This is a genomic window from Paenibacillus sp. MABNR03 (assembly GCF_050455445.1).
GTDB lineage: Bacteria > Bacillota > Bacilli > Paenibacillales > Paenibacillaceae > Paenibacillus > Paenibacillus xylanilyticus.
Map to the genome: position 1 here is coordinate 1,766,650 of NZ_JBCIYR010000001.1, position 21,517 is coordinate 1,788,166.

The 21,517-nt window shown below is 46.1% G+C and carries 13 protein-coding genes; 1 reads left to right on the forward strand and 12 read right to left on the reverse strand.

From position 1 onward, the window contains the following. Positions 1 to 17: 17 nt before the first annotated feature. From AAIH57_RS07430 to AAIH57_RS07460, 7 genes are all read right to left on the reverse strand, one after another. On the reverse strand, positions 18 to 983 hold the full coding sequence (locus tag AAIH57_RS07430; RefSeq protein WP_430021127.1) for an ABC transporter permease: 966 nt from the start codon (positions 981 to 983) through the stop codon (positions 18 to 20). A 139-nt stretch (positions 984 to 1,122) separates the two neighbouring features. Further along, complete coding sequence (locus AAIH57_RS07435; RefSeq protein ID WP_430021128.1) at positions 1,123 to 2,799, reverse strand: sugar ABC transporter substrate-binding protein; 1,677 nt, start codon at positions 2,797 to 2,799, stop codon at positions 1,123 to 1,125. A gap of 227 nt (positions 2,800 to 3,026) precedes the next feature. Continuing rightward, entirely contained in the window at positions 3,027 to 4,568 is a 1,542-nt protein-coding gene (locus AAIH57_RS07440) for a response regulator transcription factor (RefSeq protein WP_430021129.1), read from the reverse strand. Next, on the reverse strand, positions 4,558 to 6,378 hold the full coding sequence (locus AAIH57_RS07445; RefSeq protein ID WP_175398887.1) for a sensor histidine kinase: 1,821 nt from the start codon (positions 6,376 to 6,378) through the stop codon (positions 4,558 to 4,560). Before AAIH57_RS07445 ends, AAIH57_RS07440 begins: the two co-directional genes overlap by 11 nt. A 43-nt stretch (positions 6,379 to 6,421) precedes the next feature. Further along, complete coding sequence (locus AAIH57_RS07450) at positions 6,422 to 7,948, reverse strand: response regulator transcription factor (RefSeq protein ID WP_430021130.1); 1,527 nt, start codon at positions 7,946 to 7,948, stop codon at positions 6,422 to 6,424. Between the two features lie 540 nt (positions 7,949 to 8,488). After that, on the reverse strand, positions 8,489 to 9,289 hold the full coding sequence (locus AAIH57_RS07455) for a hypothetical protein (protein WP_430021131.1): 801 nt from the start codon (positions 9,287 to 9,289) through the stop codon (positions 8,489 to 8,491). Between the two features lie 196 nt (positions 9,290 to 9,485). Further along, positions 9,486 to 11,732: a glycoside hydrolase family 95 protein gene (locus tag AAIH57_RS07460; protein WP_430021132.1), complete on the reverse strand. Its 2,247-nt coding sequence runs from the start codon at positions 11,730 to 11,732 to the stop codon at positions 9,486 to 9,488. A 302-nt stretch (positions 11,733 to 12,034) separates the two neighbouring features. Here AAIH57_RS07460 and AAIH57_RS07465 point away from each other — a divergent pair, with 302 nt between their 5' ends. Then, positions 12,035 to 13,177, forward strand: a complete 1,143-nt coding sequence (locus tag AAIH57_RS07465) for a glycosyl hydrolase family 8 (RefSeq protein ID WP_430021133.1) — start codon at positions 12,035 to 12,037, stop codon at positions 13,175 to 13,177. A gap of 149 nt (positions 13,178 to 13,326) precedes the next feature. Here the strand turns inward: AAIH57_RS07465 and AAIH57_RS07470 are convergent, their stop codons facing one another. The 5 genes from AAIH57_RS07470 to AAIH57_RS07490 all read right to left on the reverse strand — a co-directional run bounded on the left by AAIH57_RS07470 (position 13,327) and on the right by AAIH57_RS07490 (position 21,426). Then, positions 13,327 to 14,964, reverse strand: coding sequence for an ABC transporter substrate-binding protein (locus AAIH57_RS07470; RefSeq protein WP_430021134.1), 1,638 nt, complete (start codon positions 14,962 to 14,964; stop codon positions 13,327 to 13,329). 34 nt (positions 14,965 to 14,998) lie between these two features. Next, positions 14,999 to 15,925 (reverse strand): carbohydrate ABC transporter permease, encoded by a 927-nt coding sequence (locus AAIH57_RS07475; protein ID WP_430021135.1) that lies wholly within the window; start codon positions 15,923 to 15,925, stop codon positions 14,999 to 15,001. 26 nt (positions 15,926 to 15,951) lie between these two features. Beyond that, positions 15,952 to 16,806 (reverse strand): ABC transporter permease, encoded by an 855-nt coding sequence (locus AAIH57_RS07480; RefSeq protein WP_430021346.1) that lies wholly within the window; start codon positions 16,804 to 16,806, stop codon positions 15,952 to 15,954. Between the two features lie 335 nt (positions 16,807 to 17,141). Further along, positions 17,142 to 19,463, reverse strand: a complete 2,322-nt coding sequence (locus tag AAIH57_RS07485) for a helix-turn-helix domain-containing protein (RefSeq protein ID WP_430021136.1) — start codon at positions 19,461 to 19,463, stop codon at positions 17,142 to 17,144. A gap of 268 nt (positions 19,464 to 19,731) precedes the next feature. Further along, positions 19,732 to 21,426: an RICIN domain-containing protein gene (locus AAIH57_RS07490; RefSeq protein WP_430021137.1), complete on the reverse strand. Its 1,695-nt coding sequence runs from the start codon at positions 21,424 to 21,426 to the stop codon at positions 19,732 to 19,734. Between the last annotated feature and the right edge of the window lie 91 nt (positions 21,427 to 21,517).

Below are 21,517 nucleotides of genomic sequence, written 5' to 3' on the forward strand. Positions count from 1 at the left end.
ATGATGTTTTTTTCATATTATAACAGCCTCTCTTCCCCAAGCCGCTTGGCGGTCCAATTTGCTACAAGTAACATGGTAATGCTGACCACAGTCTTGAATATTCCGCCTGCAGTTGCGAGCGAATAGTTACCCTGTGCAATCCCGTATTTGAGCACGAAGATATCAATCGTTTCCGCCCAGTCAACAACCAAACCGTTACCCAGCAAATACTGAACCTCGAAGCCCGCTTCCAGAATATGCCCAATCGACATAATCAACAGGATGACAATAGTAGGCTTGATTCCAGGCAAGGTGATATTCCACATTTTTTGATATCGATTAGCTCCATCAATATCGGCTGCTTCATACTGTGCCGGATCAATAGAGGCCATGGCCGCCAAATAAATAATTGTACTCCAGCCGACTTCTTTCCAGATATGGGAACTGGCTACGACTCCCCAGAAATATTTTCCTTCTGTCAGCCACAGAATAGGCTCATTTATCAAGTGCAGCTTCATAAGGATATCGTTGATAATCCCATCCGAAGCGAGCGATGTCGCCACGATGCCGGTAACGATAATCCATGATAAGAAATGGGGCAGGTACGAGATGGTTTGTACCGTCCGCTTCCACATAATCTTTTTGATCTCATTGAGCAACAATGCCAAAACAATGGCGGTTACAAAACCCAAAACCATGTTAATGACGCTCATGGCGAGCGTATTGCGAAGCACCCGCAAGAAATTGTCATCGCTAAATAAAAATTGAAAATGCTTGAATCCTACCCAAGTTTGCTGCGAGAAGCTTCTCGCCGGTTTATAATCCTGAAAGGCCATCGTCCAGCCCCAGACAGGCACATAAGCAAAGACAATAATGTATGCAAGCAGTGGAACAGACATCCATATGAGCTGTCTCTGTGCTTTGATGTTTTGCCAGGTCAGCCGCCTGATTTTCGGTTTTTTCTTCGGGCTGTGCGGCTTGGTTCCCACTACAATTTCCTCCATATTATCAAGCCCCTATCCATCTTTATAATGAAAGGAAAAACGTCCGCCGCGTATCTTCCTTGGTGACAGACCGCGTCCAGCAGCATGTTTTTCACAAAATCAGGAAGGAAGGCATCCTTCCTTCCTGACGCTAAACCTTTTATTTCACAGACCAGTTATCGATTCTCCACTTCAACACTTCATTGATACGATCTTCATATGCCTTGATGTCCAGCTTTTGAATCTCGGAAACGTATTCGTTCCACACATTGTCAAACTCTGATGTACCGGCCAAAATTGCTTTTGGCAAATATTTGGTCGACAATTCGTTCAACTTCGTATTGGCAATCTTGGCTGGAGATCCCTCTACCACATCGACAGACCAAGCAGGGTAAGTCACCGGATTCTCTGGTGGAGCACTGAAGAAATCGATATAGCTGTTGAAACCATATGCATCCAAAACTTCCTTGTCAAACGGTTTCAGGCTTGCCTGGTATTCTTCTGGCTGATTACTTGCCGAAGTTGCGTTGCCATCGCTAAAGTACCCTTCCATTTTCGGTGCTGTTCCATAAAATGCATCTGCTTTGTTGGCAAGCTTCCAAGCAGCATCCGCTGCATTGTCGCGTTGTTCTTGTGTCTTCATGAAGCGGCCTTCTTCATTGACATAATAGTCTTCATCCACAATGCCCCAAGTGAGTGTTTTCTGCCATTCTTCCTCCATCAGTTTATCGAGCACTTTGAGGATTTTTACAGGGTCTTTGGCACTCACGGTAATACCGAAACCATTGTTGAGATTCAGTGCTGCGCGGTCACGATAATAGTCTTTGGTGCTGCTGTCATACACAAGCGGGAAACCTACATAAGTGCGTTCAATTTTGTCTTGCGTTATGAGGGAATCTTCCGCGCTTTGGAAATTCCAATGTTGATCGAACATGCCGAGTACGGCCCCACTGGATAATTTGGCCATATATTGATCGTAGTTCTGTGCAAACGCTTCCTTATCTAGCAAGCCTTGGGCATTGATTTCATTTAGCTTCTGATAGTACTGTTTGGCATAATCCTTATCGGCGAAGATCTCCGCCTTGCCATCGTTGACGACCACTCCGCCATCATTCGGATGACCGATCAAATGCTGAGGCGGGTTCAACAAGCCCCAGTTTTTCCAGTCATAGTTCAGGACCTCAAAACCGATGGTCGGCTTGCCGTCAATAGTCGGATATTTCTCTTTGTATTTCGCGATCAGGTCGAAGTATTCATCCAGTGTTTTTGGAGTCGGGTAACCGAACTCTTTCAGTACGGCTTTTTGAATCCAGAACGCGGGACCGCTGTAATAGGTGTCAGCCACTTCGCCGTTATATGCACCATAGTTTGGCAGGTAGTAGATATGTCCATCATTCGGATCCTTCATTTGATTCCAGTACTTCTCGTAATGTTTTTTCAAATTCGGGGCGTGTTCCTCAATCAGATCTTCAAGCGGAATGACTGAACCTGCAGCTGTCAGTTTGGTATCAGCTGAGATCAGGTCTGGATAATCCCCACCAGCAATCATAACGCCGAGCTTTTGGTTTTTGTCACCAGCCAGGAATTCGAATTTGAATGTAACACCAAGCTCTTCTTTCATTTTCTTGTAAATCTTGTTGTCAGCGGTTGGCTGCTGTCCGGCCTCGTTCAAGAATACCGAGATTTCTAACGGATTTTCAGCTCCCACCTCACTGCCTTCACTGCTTGTCTCTCCGCTGCCTGAATCACTGCCGCCTGAGCAGCCTGCCAGCACAACGCTCAGTGACAACAGTAATGTTGCCCCCATACGGAAAAACTTCTTTTTACTGTCCCCCATAAAGCACCTCCAAAGTTTGATCTCGCCTTCATGAAAGCCCTTTCATTTGAATAATTTCATTATAAATTTATCGCCACCTGGAAACTATATTCGAATTATAGCTCTTTCCGAGAAAAGCTCAGGTTTTCTATAAATACCTAAAGCTTTACATTGTAGTACATTATTTTCCTGATATTGCAAGAAAAAAATCCAGCTAAATCATCTGCTTTCTTTTTAAAGGTACCTGGCTAGACGTTTTTCTTATATTCATTAGGAGACATGGCCATACGTTTCTCAAACTGCTTCAGAAAATGATGGTAGCTGGCGTATCCAACCTTTTCTGAAACTTCGCTATTTTTGTATTGGTTCAGCTGGAGCAGCCGGCAAGCCTCCTCAATCCTCAGATTATGGAGCAGTTCATTGAAGCCGATTCCATTTTTTCGTATCAGCAGTTGTCCCAAGTAGGCTGGATGCAGAAAGAAGCGTTCAGCCAGCATCTTAATGGTCAACCCCTCCCGGAAATGCGCAGAAATATAATCGTTAATATCCTGTACAATGCCTTGCGCTTCTGAGGCGTTCTCCTTAAGCAAAAGCTCAAAACAGACTCTTCCGCACGAATGCAGCATGCCGATTAAATCATCAAAGGTAAGAAGGGCTTCATCCAGATTCGGGATTTCGAATAGACGGTTTGAATCTGCTGAATTCTCCGCCATTTTTGCTCCCATATACGCCCTAATTTCATGAAGAAGGTATATCACAAATTTCCGGGCAGCTTCCGGGTGAACCCTGGTCTCACGAAATGTTTGTTCAATAAACCCCACAGCGGACTGATAACTGGTGTGATCAATGAGCTGAAACGCCCCCAGTACTCTCTCCACCAGCTCTACCTGATTGTAGTGCCTTTGAAAAGCGTGATTCTTGACCGCTTCATATTCTATAATCTTGTTCCGTTCCGCTTCATAAAAGGCATGCAGCAGCGCTTCCTCTGCTGTAATTCGGGAATTGCTAATGCTAATGAGGGAAGATTCGGGTAAGCCTACCGCCATAAATACACGAAAGCCCGCCAAACGGCGAGCTAGTGTCTCCAATCGCGTTCTTACCGTTTCTTCCGTTCCCTGGATTGCAGAGGCCAATTCGCCAAACACGATGGAAACAAGATCACTTCGCAAACGAATCAAGTAAACGGCATCCCACCCGTTTAGAAACTCCGCAGCAAGACTGCTCCATCGGCCATAATCTTCAGCGGACATCTGAATCAGGCATACATTCCAGACATCTGCTGCCCGGGACAGCGACTCCATTAAGTGAGCAGCTTCTACCGGAAGCGTGCTGCCCATCAGCGCTTCTTTCATTGTCAACATTTTCTGCTCTCTCTGTGCGATCTGTCCAATTTGGTGCTGCTCTTGCTCCTTGAGCAGTTCCTGTCTCATGATGAGAACTTCGGACTCCACCTGTTCATCATCCAATGGTTTGAGCAGGTAACGGGAAACTTTGAATTTAAGTGCCTTTCGCGCATATTCGAAATCGCTATACCCCGTAAGAATAATAAACTTGGTTGTCCAGTTGCCTCTGCGCCGCCATTCCTCAATCATCTCCAGTCCATCCATAATTGGCATATGTATATCTACCATGACAAGGTCCGGCTTCAGCTCCTCCATTTGTTTCAACCCTTCCGCCCCGTTTCCGCAGACGGCGCATACCTCGAAGCCAAGACTTTCCCAAGGAATCCACAGCTGCAAGCCTTCGAGCGCCCATGGCTCATCATCAATCAATAGCACTTTAAATGCCATTATCCATGCCCCCTTTTTCCTGACGTTCCAGCATCTGCAGCGGAATTTCGAAAGAGACCTCAGTCCCCTCTTCCATTCTGCTCACCAGGTTAAAACTCACTTTATCGTCATAGTACAATTCGAGACGGCGATACACGTTGCGCATGCCAATATTGCTTCCTCCGCTTTCCTCCTTGCTTCGCATATGATAGAGAACCTCTTGCAGACGCTCCTTGTCCATGCCCTTGCCATTATCAGACACAACGACACGAAGACGCTCCCTCACGACCTCAGCTCGTATTCTCACATAGCCAAGACCCTCAATGGCCTGGATGCCATGTTTGCAGGCGTTTTCCGCCAATTGTTGGATGCTCATTTTCGGTATTTTATATTGTCGTGCCTCATCAGTAATTTCAATGTAGTACTCAAACTTGTCCCGAAAACGGAATTTTTCAATCCCCAGGTACATGACTGTAAAACTCATCTCCTCCTCCAGCGTGACCACATCGTCCTTCCAATTCAAGAGACGACGAAGCAGCTTGGACAAGTCCTTTATGATATCCTTGACATCCGTATAATTATTTTTGGCACTAACCACAAGCAGCGCATTCAGTGTATTGAATAAAAAATGAGGATTCATCTGGCTTTGCAGCATATTAAGCTCGGCACGGATACGCTCGGCTTCCTGGCTCCGTTGCTGAATTTCCAGCTTGTATACATTGTTGATCAATGAATGGATCTGAGCAGTCATCATATTAAAATTCCGGATCAAATGACCAATCTCATCTTGTCCACCGTCTATGTTGATCAGCTCGAATTTCTCATTCCCGACTTTTTGCATGTGTCTGGACAAGCGTTTTACCCGATAATTGTAGGACCGCAGCATGACATAAATGAAAATGGAAGTGATCAGGGTAATGATCCCGGCCAGCATGCCGAAATAGAGCTGCATGGATAGCATCGCTTCTTTGACACGCGTTTCCTGAGGCACACCAATCAGCTTCCAGCCTTTCACATAGCTGGCATTGCCAATTGAAACAATATGTAGGTCTTTGTCTGCCGCCTTGCTCATATCGAACAACGCATAATTGCTATCCACCTCGCCCTGATATTTGTCATCCGCAGAAACGATGATTTGATTCTGGGCATTAACCAGATACAGATCCAGCGAACTCTTTTCTCTGGCGATCACGTCATAGAAACGATTGAGGTAAAAATCGATCCGGACCAGTTTCTGATAAGAGCTGTCCTCATTGTAATAGTCCATTTTTTCGATCACGCTAAAGTAAGAAGAAGTCGCAGCCCGATCATTGGCTGCCTGATCACGGTAGGCGAGCACGCGCAAGGACTCCCCCGCCGCTTTCCACTGCTTGAACCAGGTGCTGGAGCGCGTCGTACTATCCAGAAAATAATAATCCCCTCCAGGCACAATGGTTGGATTATCGGTATAAATGCCAATTCGCTGAATCTGGTTGTTCACAGGAATGTAGGAGGTCACCCGGTGCCGCAGCTGATCATCGAGCGTGCTGTAAAAATCCAGTTGTCCGTTATACACCCGATCCATGGATTCAGACAATAATTTGTCCGTGATCAAGGCATGACTGACTGCAATGCCACCATCAATCATGGTATGAATGTCCTTTCTTGCCCGCTCCAGCGATATTTGCAAATTGTGCTCCTCCCGCTCCTTGATCAGCCCGGACATACGATCCATAAACAAATAATTACTCGCAATGATGGGCAGCAAAATTCCAATTACATAGATCAGAATAAACTTATAATTCAACGGGATATCGTTCACGATGCTGCGGAAACGGATTTGTCTGAACATGTCTGCTATCGCCATCCTTCGTTCATCTCATCTTCCGAAAGGCCTATTGCTGCTTTCTATATGCAGAAGGTGCCATACCAGTCATTCGCTTGAATTGGCTTACAAAATAGTCAGCATTCGGATAACCGGAATTTACCGCAACGTCGGCAATACTTATACAGCTTTGACGTAATAACCGCTTCGCCTCTTCAATTCGTTTATCATTTAAATACTCCCGAAAAGCTTTGCCGGTCTGCTGTTTAAATGCCTGCCCCAAATAGTTGGCATTCATATGAAATTTCTGTGCAAGCTCCTGAAGCTGTAGCTTCTCCCTGAACTCCTGATTGACATACTGCACCACACAGAAAATCGTGTTGCATTCCTTTTCTTTTCGCTGTTCCTGTAACGTCTTCAAAGCGCTGAGACTTAATACAAGTGCATACTCCAAAAACGCAGGATATGAGTCTATTCCATTAATGCCGCCTGACATATTTTGAACCTGAAGCATAAAGTGGTCCACATCTCCATCCAGCTCCTTCAGTTTCTTGAGGACACCCATTTCAAGAGCAAGAAGTTGAACCCTGACGTATTCGATTTCCGACACAGGCTGTCCTGAGTCAGGTTTGGCAAGCAGCGCTTGTACCTTTGCCTCCAACCGCTCCTCTTCCCCGGACAGTATGGTTTCCATCAGATTTGTCAACGCTTTTTGATTCACACTCGACATGGCATTATTTTGTGGCAAATCCTGATGATAAACAATACCCCACTCTTGATGATAGCGCTTCCATTTGACTGCAGATTGTGCTTTTTCATACGCTGTCCGCATAGCATCTACTCCGCCTGATTCTAGTCCGAATGCAACGATGATTGACGCATGAGTAGAGTACATCTCATACAAACTTCTCCCCAACATCTCAAGCAGCTTCAGAGAATCTTCAATTTCAGCAGCGAACACGCCAATTCTTCCTTCGGCATCGGTAAAGGGTTCTGACCAATGAGCCTCAGCAAGATTACGCAACCGTGCATGCACTTCCTCATTGCACATATCTGTTTCAATAAGAAGACATGCCATATTCTCATGACCTTCCATTTGCAGCATTTCTTCCACTTCCGCTTTTAGTTCGCTGCTTTCTTCACCCTGAAGAAGGCGTTTGAATAAACAATTCACATATAAGGCACGCTCGCGTTGATGCAATTTCTCTGAATCTTGCTCTTTCTGGATTTTACGGCTCATCTGCTCCAATACGGTTTCAATTTCGGCTTCATCTATGGGCTTGAGCAAATAATCTTCCACCCGCTGTTCCAGTGCTGTTTTCGCATACTCGAAGCTATCGTATCCACTTAATATGACAAATCGCGGTGGTTTGGCGAGCTCGTGCCTGGAACGGTCAATCAGATCAAGCCCACTTACGGAAGGCATATGAATATCTGTAAACACCAGATCTGGATGAAGAAGCTCAATCATGGTCCAGGCGGTATTTCCATTCTCGGCCTCTCCGCAGATTCGAAAACCGTGTTTTTCCCAATTGACCATGGATCTCAAACCTTCCAGTACCCATGGCTCGTCATCCACCAATAAAACATCCATCATTCATGTTTCCCCCTTCGCATTAAATGAAGTTTGTTTTGTGTTCGACAGCGAATCTGTTCACGTTTCATTTCAAACCAATAGTATCATATGATGCATATCTTTTAACCTGGTAATTGAGAAGCATTACCTTCTTTCGAACCATAGGGCTATCCTAGACCACGGACTCTGACGCAAATCCCCTGGAAAAGTGTACCTTTTTAATTATCAAGAGCTTTCATCTCTTTTGCAACATTCAATATTTGATTTAGTATCCAAAGCTTTACTCATTTATGGCGTTTTGATAAAACTGAGTTCTTAACAGTCTATGAGGGCTATGTATTTTTTGGGTATTAGAACAAAAGACAAGAACGCTCCCTGCCACACAGCCACAGTAGGAATGCTCCCGTCTATTTGTTCTGTTTCTTTCTGTTTGAACTCCAAAAAGCAGCACTTGGGCGAATTTTCAAGAAAGCATGGATGAAGTCCAATTCGCGCTCGCTACAGGCTTCCCCTTTTCTTCATTTGCAACCAGTGGACCTTTGTTAAGCTTCATACCGCGTTTTAATCGACATAGCCAAAGCCTAGAATCGTAAACTGTTTGGCCTCATGGCCTTCATCCATATCAATCTCGATGGTGTGCTCCCTGGCATCCTTTTCATCAAACAGAAGCACGGCATGACAATGGGTCCACTTGATTTGGCTCGGGTCGGCTTTTCTTACCAGCTTACCATCCACGATTATATTGGCGATCCCGAACTCGTCGCTTCCTGAGTCTTTGAAGACGAGAATGACTCGTTTACTCCGCAGGATCATTTTAAAGCTGCCATTTCCATCATCACGCTCTCCTGTGTGCATCCAGTTATTAGGGAAATGAGGAGTGCCAAAGGCGTGATCATCCATCTCTGCCATTTGCAGATCCGTATCTATTTTCTCAAAGCCTCCCGCATCGATTCGGGCGATAGCGTCGCCATTCAGTCGATCCAGCAGCTTCACTTCTGCAAAATCATTTCCGATTAGCGGTGGTTTATCCATCGCCAATTTTTCTTTGTCCAGATCAGAATGATTCGTTACCTCGAATAACCAGCCCAGACAATCGGCCATGATAAAATGCCCGGCATTGCTTGGATGATAGATGTCGTGAAAGAATTGCTCTCTGGAAATGATGCCTCCTTCCGCTGGGGTATGATGAAACTGCTCCACAACCGCATCTTTTACGCTTACCATCGGGAGATTATAATGCCAACCTACAGGTGCCAAGCGATCCTGCAGATTCCAGTCGTTCTCAAATACGCTGAACAGCAGAATGACAGCAGGATCATTGTCAGCACCAAGAGCTTGGAGCCCCTCGTTTTGTTTTCTCAATTGCCCTTTTCAGTCTCGCGTTATGGCCCTTATTCAACAGCGATTTTGAAATCAGATCACGATAAGCTTGTGATTCGAAGTCCAAAAGTGGCTCACTGGTGCCTTGCATGGAAATCATCCTTTCCCCCACTGATAAGATATCGTTTTTTAATCATCGGATAGTGGACCTTGTAGCAACACATTGAACGGAATCTGTTTAAGTAAAAGTATAGGATCGTCCAGCTTCTGCATGGAAGGAAACAGACTTAAGTCCAGGGCCTTCCAACTGACAAAATCCATCAATTGCACTTTTTACGGTGACCTCAATAACTCTCCCCATCATCCAGGAGAAATCAAGTGTATAGCCGCCTCGGGCCCTGAGTCCCTGAACACTCCCTTCATACCAGGTGTCGGGTAAGGCAGGTAGAAGCCGGATCACCTCTGTGTGACTCTGCATTAGCATTTCGGCAATTCCCGATGACCCACCGAAGTTGCCGTCAATCTGAAACGGCGGATGATTATCAAAAAGATTGGGCAATGTTGAGTCCTCCAAGAGAGCCCTGACATTTTCATAAGCCTTCTGCCCATCCTGAAGACGTGCCCAGAAATGAATGATCCAGGCCCGGCTCCAGCCGGTGTGTCCACCACCATTTTTCAGTCTGAGCTCCAGAGTTGTACGTGCTGCTTTCGCTAATTCCGGCGTGTGTTCTGGCGTGAAACTTTCTCCAGGATACAGCCCGAATAGATGCGAGATGTGGCGGTGTCCCGGCTCCACTTCTTCATAGTCCTCCATCCATTCCTGAATTTGTCCGCTTCTACCGATTTGCGGTTTCGGAATTCGCTCCAGGACTGCAGCAAGTTCTTCTCTAAATGAAGAATCTCTTCCGATCAACTCGGCACTGCGGATGCAAGCAGTGAACAGAGCTTCTATAATCTGAAAATCCATTGAAGCACCTGCGCAAAGCACCCCAATCTCGCCATTAGGCAGCTTGTAACTGTTCTCTGGAGAAACGGATGGACAAGTAATCAGGCGTCCTTCTGCATCCTCGATCAAATAGTCAAGGAGAAACTGTGCAGATTCCTTCATGGTTTCGTAAGCCTTCTCCAAAAAAATGCGATTCTGACTATAGCGATAATGCTCCCATAAATGCAGGCATAACCAAGCAGCGCCCAGCGGCCAGAAGGAAGCTGGAAGGTAGGTATCCTGAGGGGCCGTGTCTGCCCAAATATCGGTATTATGATGTGCAGTGAAACCCCGGCAGTCATACATCGTCCGAGCCGTAATTCGGCCGGGCTCACGCATTCTTTCAATCAGATCGAACAATGGCTCATGACACTCTGCTAGATTGCAGTTTTCAGCGAGCCAATAATTCATTTGTGTGTTAATGTTGATGGTAAATTTGCTATCCCATGGCGGCGTAAAACTGTCATTCCATATGCCTTGAAGATTTGCTGGCAAAGAGCCTGGCCGGCTTGAGGAAATCAGCAGATATCGACCAAACTGAAAATAGGTTTCGATCAATCCGGGATCTTCTTCTCCCTGTTGAAACTGTTTTAACCTCTCGTCGGTAGGAAGATCATGGCGGTCAATCTTTTGGATCAAGTTCAATGCAACTCTGTTATACAGTTCACCATAATCCGATGTATGCCGTGCAAGCAGCGTATCATAAGCAGTCTGGCTAAGCTCTTCCACGCGACGTTTAGTGTACAATTCCGGATCCTTTTGGCGGAAAGTCGTTTCCGCAGCCAGCATCAGTGTGACCGAGCTCGCGTCCTCCACCAGCAAATACTCGCCAAGGAGCCTGCAGGCACCGTCAGTTGGTATCGCTTTCAAAACAGTCGCAAAGGAACTTCCGTCTTTACCACCGCATTCACCAAGCATGATGAGCCCGCTCTGCTCCCACTTCTTTGTTTTCTCCAAGTACCTCCACTTATGTCTATTAAATCGGGCTTTTACAGACAATGCACTCTTCTTGTCTGCTGAAATTCGGATGAAGATGGCTTGATCCGGATGGCTGGCAAACAGCTCACGTGTATAACAGATACCACTGACTCGATAGCTAACTCTGGAGATGCCCCGGTCCAAATCAAGCTCCCGAACATAATCCTCAATGGGACCATCATGATTGCCGAATGATAACTGCAGCTCCCCAAGTGGCATATAATGTCGCTGGGCTTCCGGAAGCCCGGCCATCGTCATGGATGCAATCTCTTCAGCCTCCCGGAGTTTCCCTTCCATTATTAACTTGCGGATATGGGGCAGATTGGGCAGTGCATCTTCGTTATTACGATCGCGTGGTCCGCCATACCACATGGAGTCCTCATTCAACTGCAAGCGCTCCTCAGCTATCCCACCGAATATCATTGCACCTAGACGACCATTCCCGATTGGCAAAGCCTCGTTCCACACCTCCGCAGGTTTGCTGTACCACATTCGATGATTGTTCCGATTCGATACCTTCATTGTGAACCTCCAATACGAATAATAGGTATATTTGTATGAGTGTAATTTAATTTTATCATCCAACTAAGGAATAAAAATGACGTATTCCAGCAGATCAGTACTCTTATATGACATGTAAATTGATAGTGATGATTTATTTTGAAATTTCACTTCGGTTAGCACAATTGGATTATTGCGCATATTTTTCTTCGGGCCAATAGGTCAGACCAATAAACTAAGATTTTTAAGGAAAATGCTTTAATTTGATCCATAACCCGCATGCTATACTAAAGCGAGTACGATCGATCAAGGAGGAAAATAACTTGGCTCACATAACTGAAGGCGCTTACAATACTTCAAAGTACAGAAATCTGTTTTTGGAGCACGGCTACTCCGACGAAGAAATTACAGCAAAAATTGAAGACACCTGGACCGAATTGTTCTACGGTGACCCTAATACGCGGATTTATTACCCCATTGATGAGGACAAAGGATACCTTCTCGATACCGGCAATCACGACGTTCGCTCGGAAGGCATGTCTTATGGCATGATGATGGCTGTGCAAATGGACAAAAAAGAAGAATTCGATCGACTCTGGAATTTCTCGAAAACATTCATGCAGCATACCGATGGCCGATACAAGGATTATTTTGCATGGCATTGCAAACCTGACGGCACGCGGATATCGCAAGGCCCTGCTCCGGACGGGGAAGAATTTTTTGCTATGGCCCTGTTCTTTGCCTCCAACCGATGGGGGGATGGAACAGCGCCATATGATTATGCGCAGCAAGCGAGAAAAATCCTTCACGCCTGCGTGCATCAAGGTGAACATGGCGAGGGCGATCCCATGTGGGACGCGGAAACCAAATTAATCAAATTCATACCGGAATCACCGTTTAGTGACCCCTCCTATCATCTGCCCCATTTTTACGAACTGTTTGCGAAGTACGCAGATGAATGCGATCAAGCGTTTTGGACAGAAGCTGCGGCAGCAAGCCGGGCGTACCTGCACAAAGCATGTCATCCGGTGACCGGGCTCTCGCCGGAGTATGCCAATTTTGACGGAACACCCGCCCCCCCTCAGCGTCATGGAGATTTCAGACATTTTTACAGTGACGCTTACCGGGTTGCGGCTAACATCGCCCTTGACTGGGAATGGTTTGGCAAGGATCGTTGGCAAGTGGAGCAGTCCAATCGCATACAGGCGTTTTTCAGTGAGATTCAAGTATCCGATTATCGTCGTTACACCATCGATGGTGAACCTTTCGATGAGCCATCGCTGCATCCTATCGGACTTCTCGCCACCAATGCCATGGCATCTCTGGCTGCGGACGGTCCACATTCCAGCCAGTTCGTGCACCAGTTTTGGAACACTCCTCTGCGCCAGGGCGAACGTAGGTATTATGACAATTGTCTCTATTTCTTCAGTCTGCTGGCATTGAGCGGCTGCTATCGCATATATTAAAGCAGATCATTATAACCGCATACAAGGGTATCAATCTCCCAAAAAACGGACCTGATTTCGCAAGGAATGCGAACCGGGTCCGTTTTTTAGGAAGATGGACGGTCTGTGCTCGCACAGATGATTCTAAAACTCAATCATGCCTGTTCTTCTTACTTAGAAATGGTTGAAGAATCATACGCGGACTGCATAATTTCAAGGTAACGATTGATATTGAGGCCCTCCAGCCCTTTCACATAATCATCCCAATCCTTTTCCAGACTCTTCGCTCCAGTGATGAACTGCAGGGCGTTCTGGTCAATATAATCCTTGAGATTCGTCTGCATCATGCTTGTTTCATCTGCATTTGCCGGATCCACCCATAGTGCCCAATGCGGAAATATCTCATCTGGTTCTTTGCCTTCCATCAGCAGTGTCGCCTCATAAAGTCGGCGCTCATATCCGTCACCCGCATAGATGTCCTTGCCTTGTACCTCGGCATCCCGGTAAGCTCTGTGGTGATTGTACTGACTGAGCGCTCCCCAGCTGTCATTACGGGGCTCCTCTCCTGTCGGGAGTGGAATTGCTTTGTAGAGTGGCTGCACCTGATCATTAAGGGCCACTTCTCCTTCCTGCGGCTTGCGCCAGCTCGTGCCCTCCTCACCCAGATATGCGCTCATGGCTCCTTCCTCTGTGTAGAGATAATCCAGCATTTTTATGGCTGCAATTTGCGTTTCTTCGCTTGCCTTGTTTGTGAGTACAAACGATGCTCCAGGATCAATTGGATAGTTATAGGTTGCATAATTGGCATGCGGCCCTTTCAGAGGAGGAATCGGATTGTAATCCTTCCCATACGGAGAATCCTCTGCCGTATTTACAAAAAGAGACGGGTGCATGGCTGCACCTGCACCAAGAAGCTGCGCATCAGCATTATCTCCGATTTTTTTAAATGCCCCAACATTTTGCGTGAACGCACCGGGGTCAATCAGGCCTTCATCGTACAGCGACTTGATATAGGCAAGTCCTTCCTTCCACTCCGGTTTACTCGCAACCGTCTCAACCCGGCCATCCTTCGCTATGAGATAGGTTCTGTCATCGTCGTAGATAAACCCGTTCATCAAATAGGGAATGATATGCACACCGAAATTTTCAATGGAACCGCTTAGCGCGACTTCATCAGCTTTACCGTTGCCGTTCGGGTCCTTGGTTTTAAATGCTTTCAGCACTTCCTTAAATTCCTCTGTCGTTGTAGGCTCGGATAAGCCGAGCTGCTTCAGCCATTTGGTATTCATCCACATCTTGTTCGGATAAGAACAGTGGAAACATTCATTCAAGCCCGTCAGACCGTAAATATTGCCGTCGGGCGCAGTATTCATGGCTTTATAATACTCACTGCTGTCCAGTACCTTTTTGATATTCGGCGCATATTGATCAATCAGATCATTGAGCGGTACAATGACACCTTGCTGGCCAAATTTTAACAGGTCTGTTTGAGAAAAACGGTCCACCCATGGAATGAGCAAATACAGGTCAGGGTAGTCACCCGAAGCCAGTGAAATCTGTCTTTTTTCAGCTGCACCGTCAAAAGGAACGGTCGTCCAGTTGATCTTAATGTTGAACTTCTCTTCCATTTTTTTCGTAAACTTGTTCGTTTGAAGGTTGGTATCCGAGCTTTGGTGAGCGAACACGTTAATGGACGCGTTGTCTCCGGATGAAGCCCCCTCTCCCTTTTCCCCGCTGGATGAACATCCCGCCAGTGCCAGTGACAGAAGCAGTATACAAGCAAGTACGAATGATCCTGTTTTTCTCAAATAGACCCTCTCCCTTATGAATGATTGTCGTGAACTAGCCCTTGACGGAGCCAATCAACATGCCCTGAACGAAATATCGCTGAACAAACGGATAAATGACGAGTACGGGCAAGCTGGCCATAACAATGAGCGAGAACTTCATCAACTCGGCCATCTGCTGCTGTTTCACCATCTCTCCCACATCCATATTTCCCGTGCTGTTGCTCAGAATCAGAATGCTGCGGAGAATCAATTGCAGCGGGTAGAGTGATTGCGTTTTTAAATAGATTAGCGCATCAAAATATGCGTTCCACTGTCCAACGGCATACATCAACGACAGAACAGCAATGATAGGTTTGGCCAGAGGCAAAATGACGCTGAAAATGAAACGAATATCGCTGCATCCGTCAATATCAGCTGCCTCGGACAGCTCTTCCGGGATTGAATTCTGAAAAAAGGTTCGTGCGATGATCACTTGCCACACCCAAATGGCATTTGGAATCAACAGCGCCCAGCGAGTATCGATAAGTCCCATGGATTTGACCACAAGATACGTTGGGATCAATCCGCCGGAGAAAAGCATGGTGAACGTAATGAACATCATGAGAGGATTGCGCCCAACAAAGGTTTTTTTGGAAAGTGGATAAGCAATCATAATTGTCAGCGCTACACTAATTAGTGTTCCGATTGCGGTATAAAATAACGAATTGGCATAACCCATAATAACCTGATCGTTGCGCAGTACAGACTTATAGCCGTCCAGTGTCATATCAACGGGCCACAGCCAGACTTTTCCTGAAGTAACTGCTGCCGGGCTGCTCAGGGACGAGCTTACGATATAAATCAGTGGATAGAGTACCGCAATCAAGATTACAGTCAGAATGACGTAGATGATGGCTATAAAAACCCGGTCCCCAAAAGATTCTCTGATTGTGCTCCTCCGACTTACCGCCGAACCGGCTTGGGAGTGCAACTTGCTCATCTTTTATCCCCCTTCCTTTTGCCGCATTACCACAAGCTTGTATTGGACAGACGCTTGGCGGCAGCATTGACTATTAACAACAGAATCAGATTAATAAGCGAATTGAAGAGGCCAACAGCGGTAGCAAAGCTGTAATTCGCATTCAGCAAACCCATCTTGTACACATATGTGGAAATAATTTCGGAAGCGGACAGGTTCAACGGATTTTGCAACAAATAAATTTTTTCAAATCCAACCGCCATGATATTGCCAACGCTCAGGATCAGGATAATGACTGCCGCCGGCAGCAGGCCGGGCAGATCAATGTTCAACATTTTCTGAAACCGGTTAGCTCCGTCAACCTTGGCTGCCTCGTACAATGAAGGATCAATACCCGCAAGTGCTGCCAAATAAATGACTGCCGAATATCCCATGCTCTGCCAGACATCAGAAAACACATAGATGGAACGGAACAGCCCAGGCTCTCCAAGAAAATTGACTGCTTCAAATCCAAGTGCCCCTGCAATCGTGTTCACAATGCCCAGCCGCGGGGATAGGAACAGCATGATAATGGATACCATGACAACCGTAGAAATAAAGTAAGGTGCATAAGTAACCATCTGTACCGTTTTCTTGAATCGGGCGTTTTTGACTTCGTTCAACGCCAGTGCCAGCAATATCGGGACCGGAAAACCCACGACCAAACTGTAAAACGAAATATACAGCGTGTTTTTGATGAGAGTAGCGAACGCGGGGTTTTGGAAAAGCAGCTCAAAATATTTGGTGCCTACCCACGGACTTCCCCAAATCCCCTTGATCACGTTGTAATCTTTGAAAGCGAGCACTGCATTAACCATGGGCACATACTTGAAAATAAGGAAGTATGCGACCGGAGGAATCATCAACAGGTATAGCTGCCAGTGCCTCCTCCAGCTTCTGGACAAGACTCGTTTCACCGCAGAGCGCCTGCCTTGTTTCACTACCATTTTGCCATTCGAAGTTGTCGTTCTCAGAGTCATCCCCCCAGTAGGTAGCCTAATATGAATAAGGCCCTCTTTTTTGATAGCGCTTTCTTGTTCGTAATCATAAGAGGGACCCCCTTGTCGCGTAAAGGTACACTTTAATCGAAGAGGTACGATTCAAGGACAAATAGGCCGGGAAGCCTGATACTGCTTTACTTTTCAATTTGATTTTTCTGTGGTTTCCGCTTTGTTTGGTGATAATGATTGTGGCAGCTTCATTTTATTTGATCCTCCATCTGGCGAAATGAACTAGGCAAGACCCCCCGGACTCGCTTAAAGGCTCTTCGGAACGAATGCGCGCTGTTATATCCGGTTGTCAGGGCAATCTCATCAATCGTCTGCTGACTCTCACGCAGCAGTTCAGCAGCTTTGTTAATTCGTACCACTTCCACATAGTCGGAAAGGTTCTCTCCGGTGTACTCCTTGAATAATTGCGAGATATATTTTTCCGGTTTCCCCATTTGTTCCGCAATCCGATATACCGTTAAGGTGGCATCGGCATAGCGTTTCTGAATATAAGCGATCGTTTCGTTAACAATTTCCGCATGCATATTGGATTTTTTGCGTTGTACGTCCCGGCAGACGTCTTTCGCCAGTTGATGAAACTTGTCCCGGAGTATGCCAACACTGTCCGTTACCTGAATGGCCGCAATCCGATTTTTAAACTCATCGACAAGCGCTTCGTCCAGCATGATCTTGGGTTCCAACTTCAGGAATGTTCCCTTTAGTTCCACAACGAACTGCTGTGTCATGTCATAAGACAGCTCTCGTTCTGTAAAATTTCGGCTGAACAACTGATCCAAAACACGATCAGATTCTTCCATTTCTCCCGCCTTCAGCGTATTTAGCAGACGCTGTTCGGACTCAATCGGATAGTAGTACAATTCGGTTTCCTTTATGGTATCTTCGAATCTCACCAGATGTTCTGCTCCCATATGAATGGCATATTCCAACGCTTGTCTGGCTTCGTTAAACGATCGGCCAACATCATTCCAATCCTCATAAGAAGAACCAATTCCGATCGTGGTGGATACCCGATAATCCCTGTATACAGCATTCATCCGTTTGCTCAGTTCAGATACAGCAGTGTGCAAGGGAGTGTTTGAAGGTTCTTCGCTAAGCGGTTGCACAAAAGCAATCTGATCTGTCCCCCAGTCTGTTATCAGCACGTCGGCATGCCATGTGGTCATGGTTTCGCGCACGATGAGTCTCGCTACGCTTAGTTCTTGAATAATTTCTTCGCTATCCGGACTGCCATAACCGTCTACCTTCAGGATTCCCACAAAGCCCCGGCTGGTATGAAGGGATATGCCGGTCTGGGAAGAAATCGCCTCCAACTCACGGATGGTGTAAAACTCACCCGTCAGCAGACGCTTGATAAACCCGTCCCGCAGCATGGGAATCTGCTCATTTAATGCATTCTTGAGTAAATGGTTATTGGTAATAAGGCTGGTGATGTTGCTTGCCAAAAAATCATATTCGTTGCCTGCCTTTCCAGGCAGCACGATATCCTGTTCCCGGAACACGGACAGAAGCCGATGAATCGGAGCGCTGTTTCGGTAAGCAAGTAGAAGCCCAATCAACAATCCGAAACCAAGCGTTGCTAGCGTAAAGGTAAAGGTAACCTGCTTGATTTGATCTGCCTTGACCATCAGCGCACGTTCGGGAATACCAGCCATATAATTCCAACCGTTTTGATTGGAGTGAATGGAAATCAGCAGACGTCCGTCGCCCATAGGCTTCGCTTCATCTTCCTTGCCGGCAGTCATAACCTTTAATTTGTTTGCCTCGTCTTTATTCAGGCCGCTCGAAAAAATGATATTCTCATTGGAGTCTGTCACCAGTGTCCATCCTCCATATTGCTCTACAATATGGTGAGTCAAGCTCGCCATCTTATCCTCATCAATCATGACGCCGATTGTAGCCTGTGGTTTGTTGAAGCTGTTTAATGGAAGCGATTGAAGAAACGTAATGGCAGGAGCGTCCACAAGCACATTACTGCGAATCTCCTTCTTGTAATTTTGCAGGGGAATGATTTCATTTAAATGCGGCTTTTTTAAGATGTTGTCTTTCCACTCGTCGAACGTCACGCCTTCCAGGCGATTGGCAGCAAAATAATGTTCAGGTCGGTAGTAAACCGTCGTAGGCGTAATAATGACATTATAATTGGGAATATAGATGAAGAAATGAGACAAATACTCATTGGTGCTGCTGTACATGGACAGACTGCGCTGCATGCGGCTCAAACCGTAGACATTATTAGCATCCTGCGGCTTAGGATCGGCTATTAAACGGTATAAATCCTGGTTAATGGCTAACTGTCTTGTGAAATCCTCGACCTGCATAAGATTACGTTCAATAATTTCCTTGCCAAGATTAAGTGACTTTAAGCTGTTCTCAATAGAACTTGTCCTCGCTGCTTCAATGGATGCTCTGTAGGAGGCATATCCGGCAATTTGAGGAATCATGAGAACAATCAGATAAGAAACCATGAATCTGCGAAACAACGGCGAGAATTTGGACCATAGGTGCTTCATATGTACCTCCTCCTTTGGTAAGCGTTTACAAAAGTGTTCTGTTAATGATACACCCTTCATTTGCGCTAGGTGAAGGTACAACTTCTTCTTTTTGGTACAAATCCTTAAAATCCAATTAAAAAGATCCAGCTTCATTAAATAGAAGAAAGTCCGCAAACTCAAAACTGTCTGCTAGTTTTCAATGTTTTTGCTGCTTACCACTCCTGAATACAAGTAAGGACCTCCAAGCCATGTTATGGCCGTGGAGGTCCTTACTTGTACATGCTGTTTAATTGACTGCAACAAACTTCCATTGCTGATTGGTCGCATTGGTAAAGGTATTTTGCTGCAATTTTGCACCATCTGTCGTCGCAGAACCTGTTACCTCAATGGCTTTATTGCTGTTAACGTTTATAATACTCCAATACCCATTGCCCAGATCATTGATTTTGAAGTGCTGCGCTGTGGTATTCAAATTGCTCATAAGCTGAACCGCTTCTCCATTGTTACTGGTTCCATTCCGAATGTCGATGACCTTATCGGGCGAATTCACACTCGTCAAACTATAGATCCCACCCGCAATCTGGTTCAGGACCCACTTTTGAGGATTGCCTCCCAGATCGGACCATTGCTGAAGCTGCAGATTGTTCTCATTCACCCCGCCCGGCACATCAATTACTTTCCCCGAATGTCTGGCTACAATCTTATAGGTCGCACCCGGGATCAGACCGGTTGACGGATTGCCGCCGTTCGGGTAGGTCTGTGCACGTTCATAAAACCATTCGAAGAGGAACCTTCCCATCGCGCTCCGTGAAGCATCGCCATCCCATTTTAGGCCTGCCGTAGGGTCGGCAAAGGAGCTTCGTTGTCCAGCATCTAAAATAAATCCGTTCATGTGTGCTGCAATGCTGACATTTCCAGCTGCGTTGAAAATGGTCTTCGTATTGTTTCCAAATCCTTCATTGCTGCCGTTGAACAGATTCCAGTATTCCGAATCTCCCGCTTTCTTTTTGAACCATGTTACTTCGGTGATGTTGATTGGATATTTATCGGCCGCAGCCTTCACATTCGTATTCCACTGATCTTGCAGAATCGACATATCGTCATGGGCACCGTATCCCGGATACCAATGAACCGCATAACCATAGTTGTTCAGCGGATCTGTTAGAGGATGACTCGCCGTCAAACTATAGAATTGATTGTATCCGAGGCCTGCTGCCCAGATCACGTTGTCTGCGCCCTTACTGCGAATCGTGGATATGATGGAATTCTGGAAATTGCGTAGGTCGTTCCAGTGATCCACGAAGTCATTCTCCCCGTTGTAGCCGCCCCAATGCCCGTTCGCATATGATTTTACAGGCTCGTTAATCAGCTCAAAATGCACATTGTCTGCACTTTTGATTTCTGGCCGGGAAGCAAGATAACCCCAGATCTCGTTAAACTTTTGCAGATTGGCTGAGGTGGTAGCCTGGTCATCCTTCAAAGTGAAGTCAAGACCGAGCGTGACATAGACGCCTTTTGTTTTGGCATATTGAATATAAGGGATAATGACATTTTGCGTTACCGTTTGTACACCTGCAAAATTGTAAGTGCCTGCTGCCACATCTCCCATGTCTTCCCGGTCGATGAACAGACGAATCTGATTCATATTCCAGCCGTGGCTGCTTCCGTACTTTGGACTGGTACTTGTGAATGTATCCGTAATGTCTTTTAGATAAGCCAATGTGGCAGCATGGCGGTTATTGCCATGTAGATTCAGATAATAGTTACTGTTCTGGTAAGTCCAATAAGCACCTGAGGGCTGATGCCAACCACTCAGTACGACGGGTTGATTATTACTGTTAACCAGGTTCTTTCCATTAACGTGAAGCTTGCCCATTGGCATGCCGACCCAAGCTTCCGCGCGTCCCGGTCCGAGTGGTGTAATGGACAACAGCAAAGCAAGAACGAGCATGCATTTAAATGGGATCAACAATCTTTTCAAATATTATCCCTCCTGTATCATCAAATTGTTAATCGTTGAAACAGACGCCATCACCTCCTCTCCTATATATGTTCAACTAAACATTTACACA

Excerpts from the sequence above, each read along its gene's own strand:
- AAIH57_RS07450 (WP_430021130.1), bottom strand. The coding sequence starts at position 7,948 with ATGATGGATGTTTTATTGGTGGATGACGAGCCATGGGTACTGGAAGGT.
- AAIH57_RS07440 (WP_430021129.1), bottom strand. The coding sequence starts at position 4,568 with ATGGCATTTAAAGTGCTATTGATTGATGATGAGCCATGGGCGCTCGAA.
- AAIH57_RS07475 (WP_430021135.1), bottom strand. The coding sequence starts at position 15,925 with ATGAGCAAGTTGCACTCCCAAGCCGGTTCGGCGGTAAGTCGGAGGAGC.
- AAIH57_RS07430 (WP_430021127.1), bottom strand. The coding sequence starts at position 983 with ATGGAGGAAATTGTAGTGGGAACCAAGCCGCACAGCCCGAAGAAAAAA.
- AAIH57_RS07485 (WP_430021136.1), bottom strand. The coding sequence starts at position 19,463 with ATGAAGCACCTATGGTCCAAATTCTCGCCGTTGTTTCGCAGATTCATG.
- AAIH57_RS07445 (WP_175398887.1), bottom strand. The coding sequence starts at position 6,378 with ATGTTCAGACAAATCCGTTTCCGCAGCATCGTGAACGATATCCCGTTG.
- AAIH57_RS07480 (WP_430021346.1), bottom strand. The coding sequence starts at position 16,806 with ATGATTCCTCCGGTCGCATACTTCCTTATTTTCAAGTATGTGCCCATG.
- AAIH57_RS07460 (WP_430021132.1), bottom strand. The coding sequence starts at position 11,732 with ATGAAGGTATCGAATCGGAACAATCATCGAATGTGGTACAGCAAACCT.
- AAIH57_RS07435 (WP_430021128.1), bottom strand. The coding sequence starts at position 2,799 with ATGGGGGACAGTAAAAAGAAGTTTTTCCGTATGGGGGCAACATTACTG.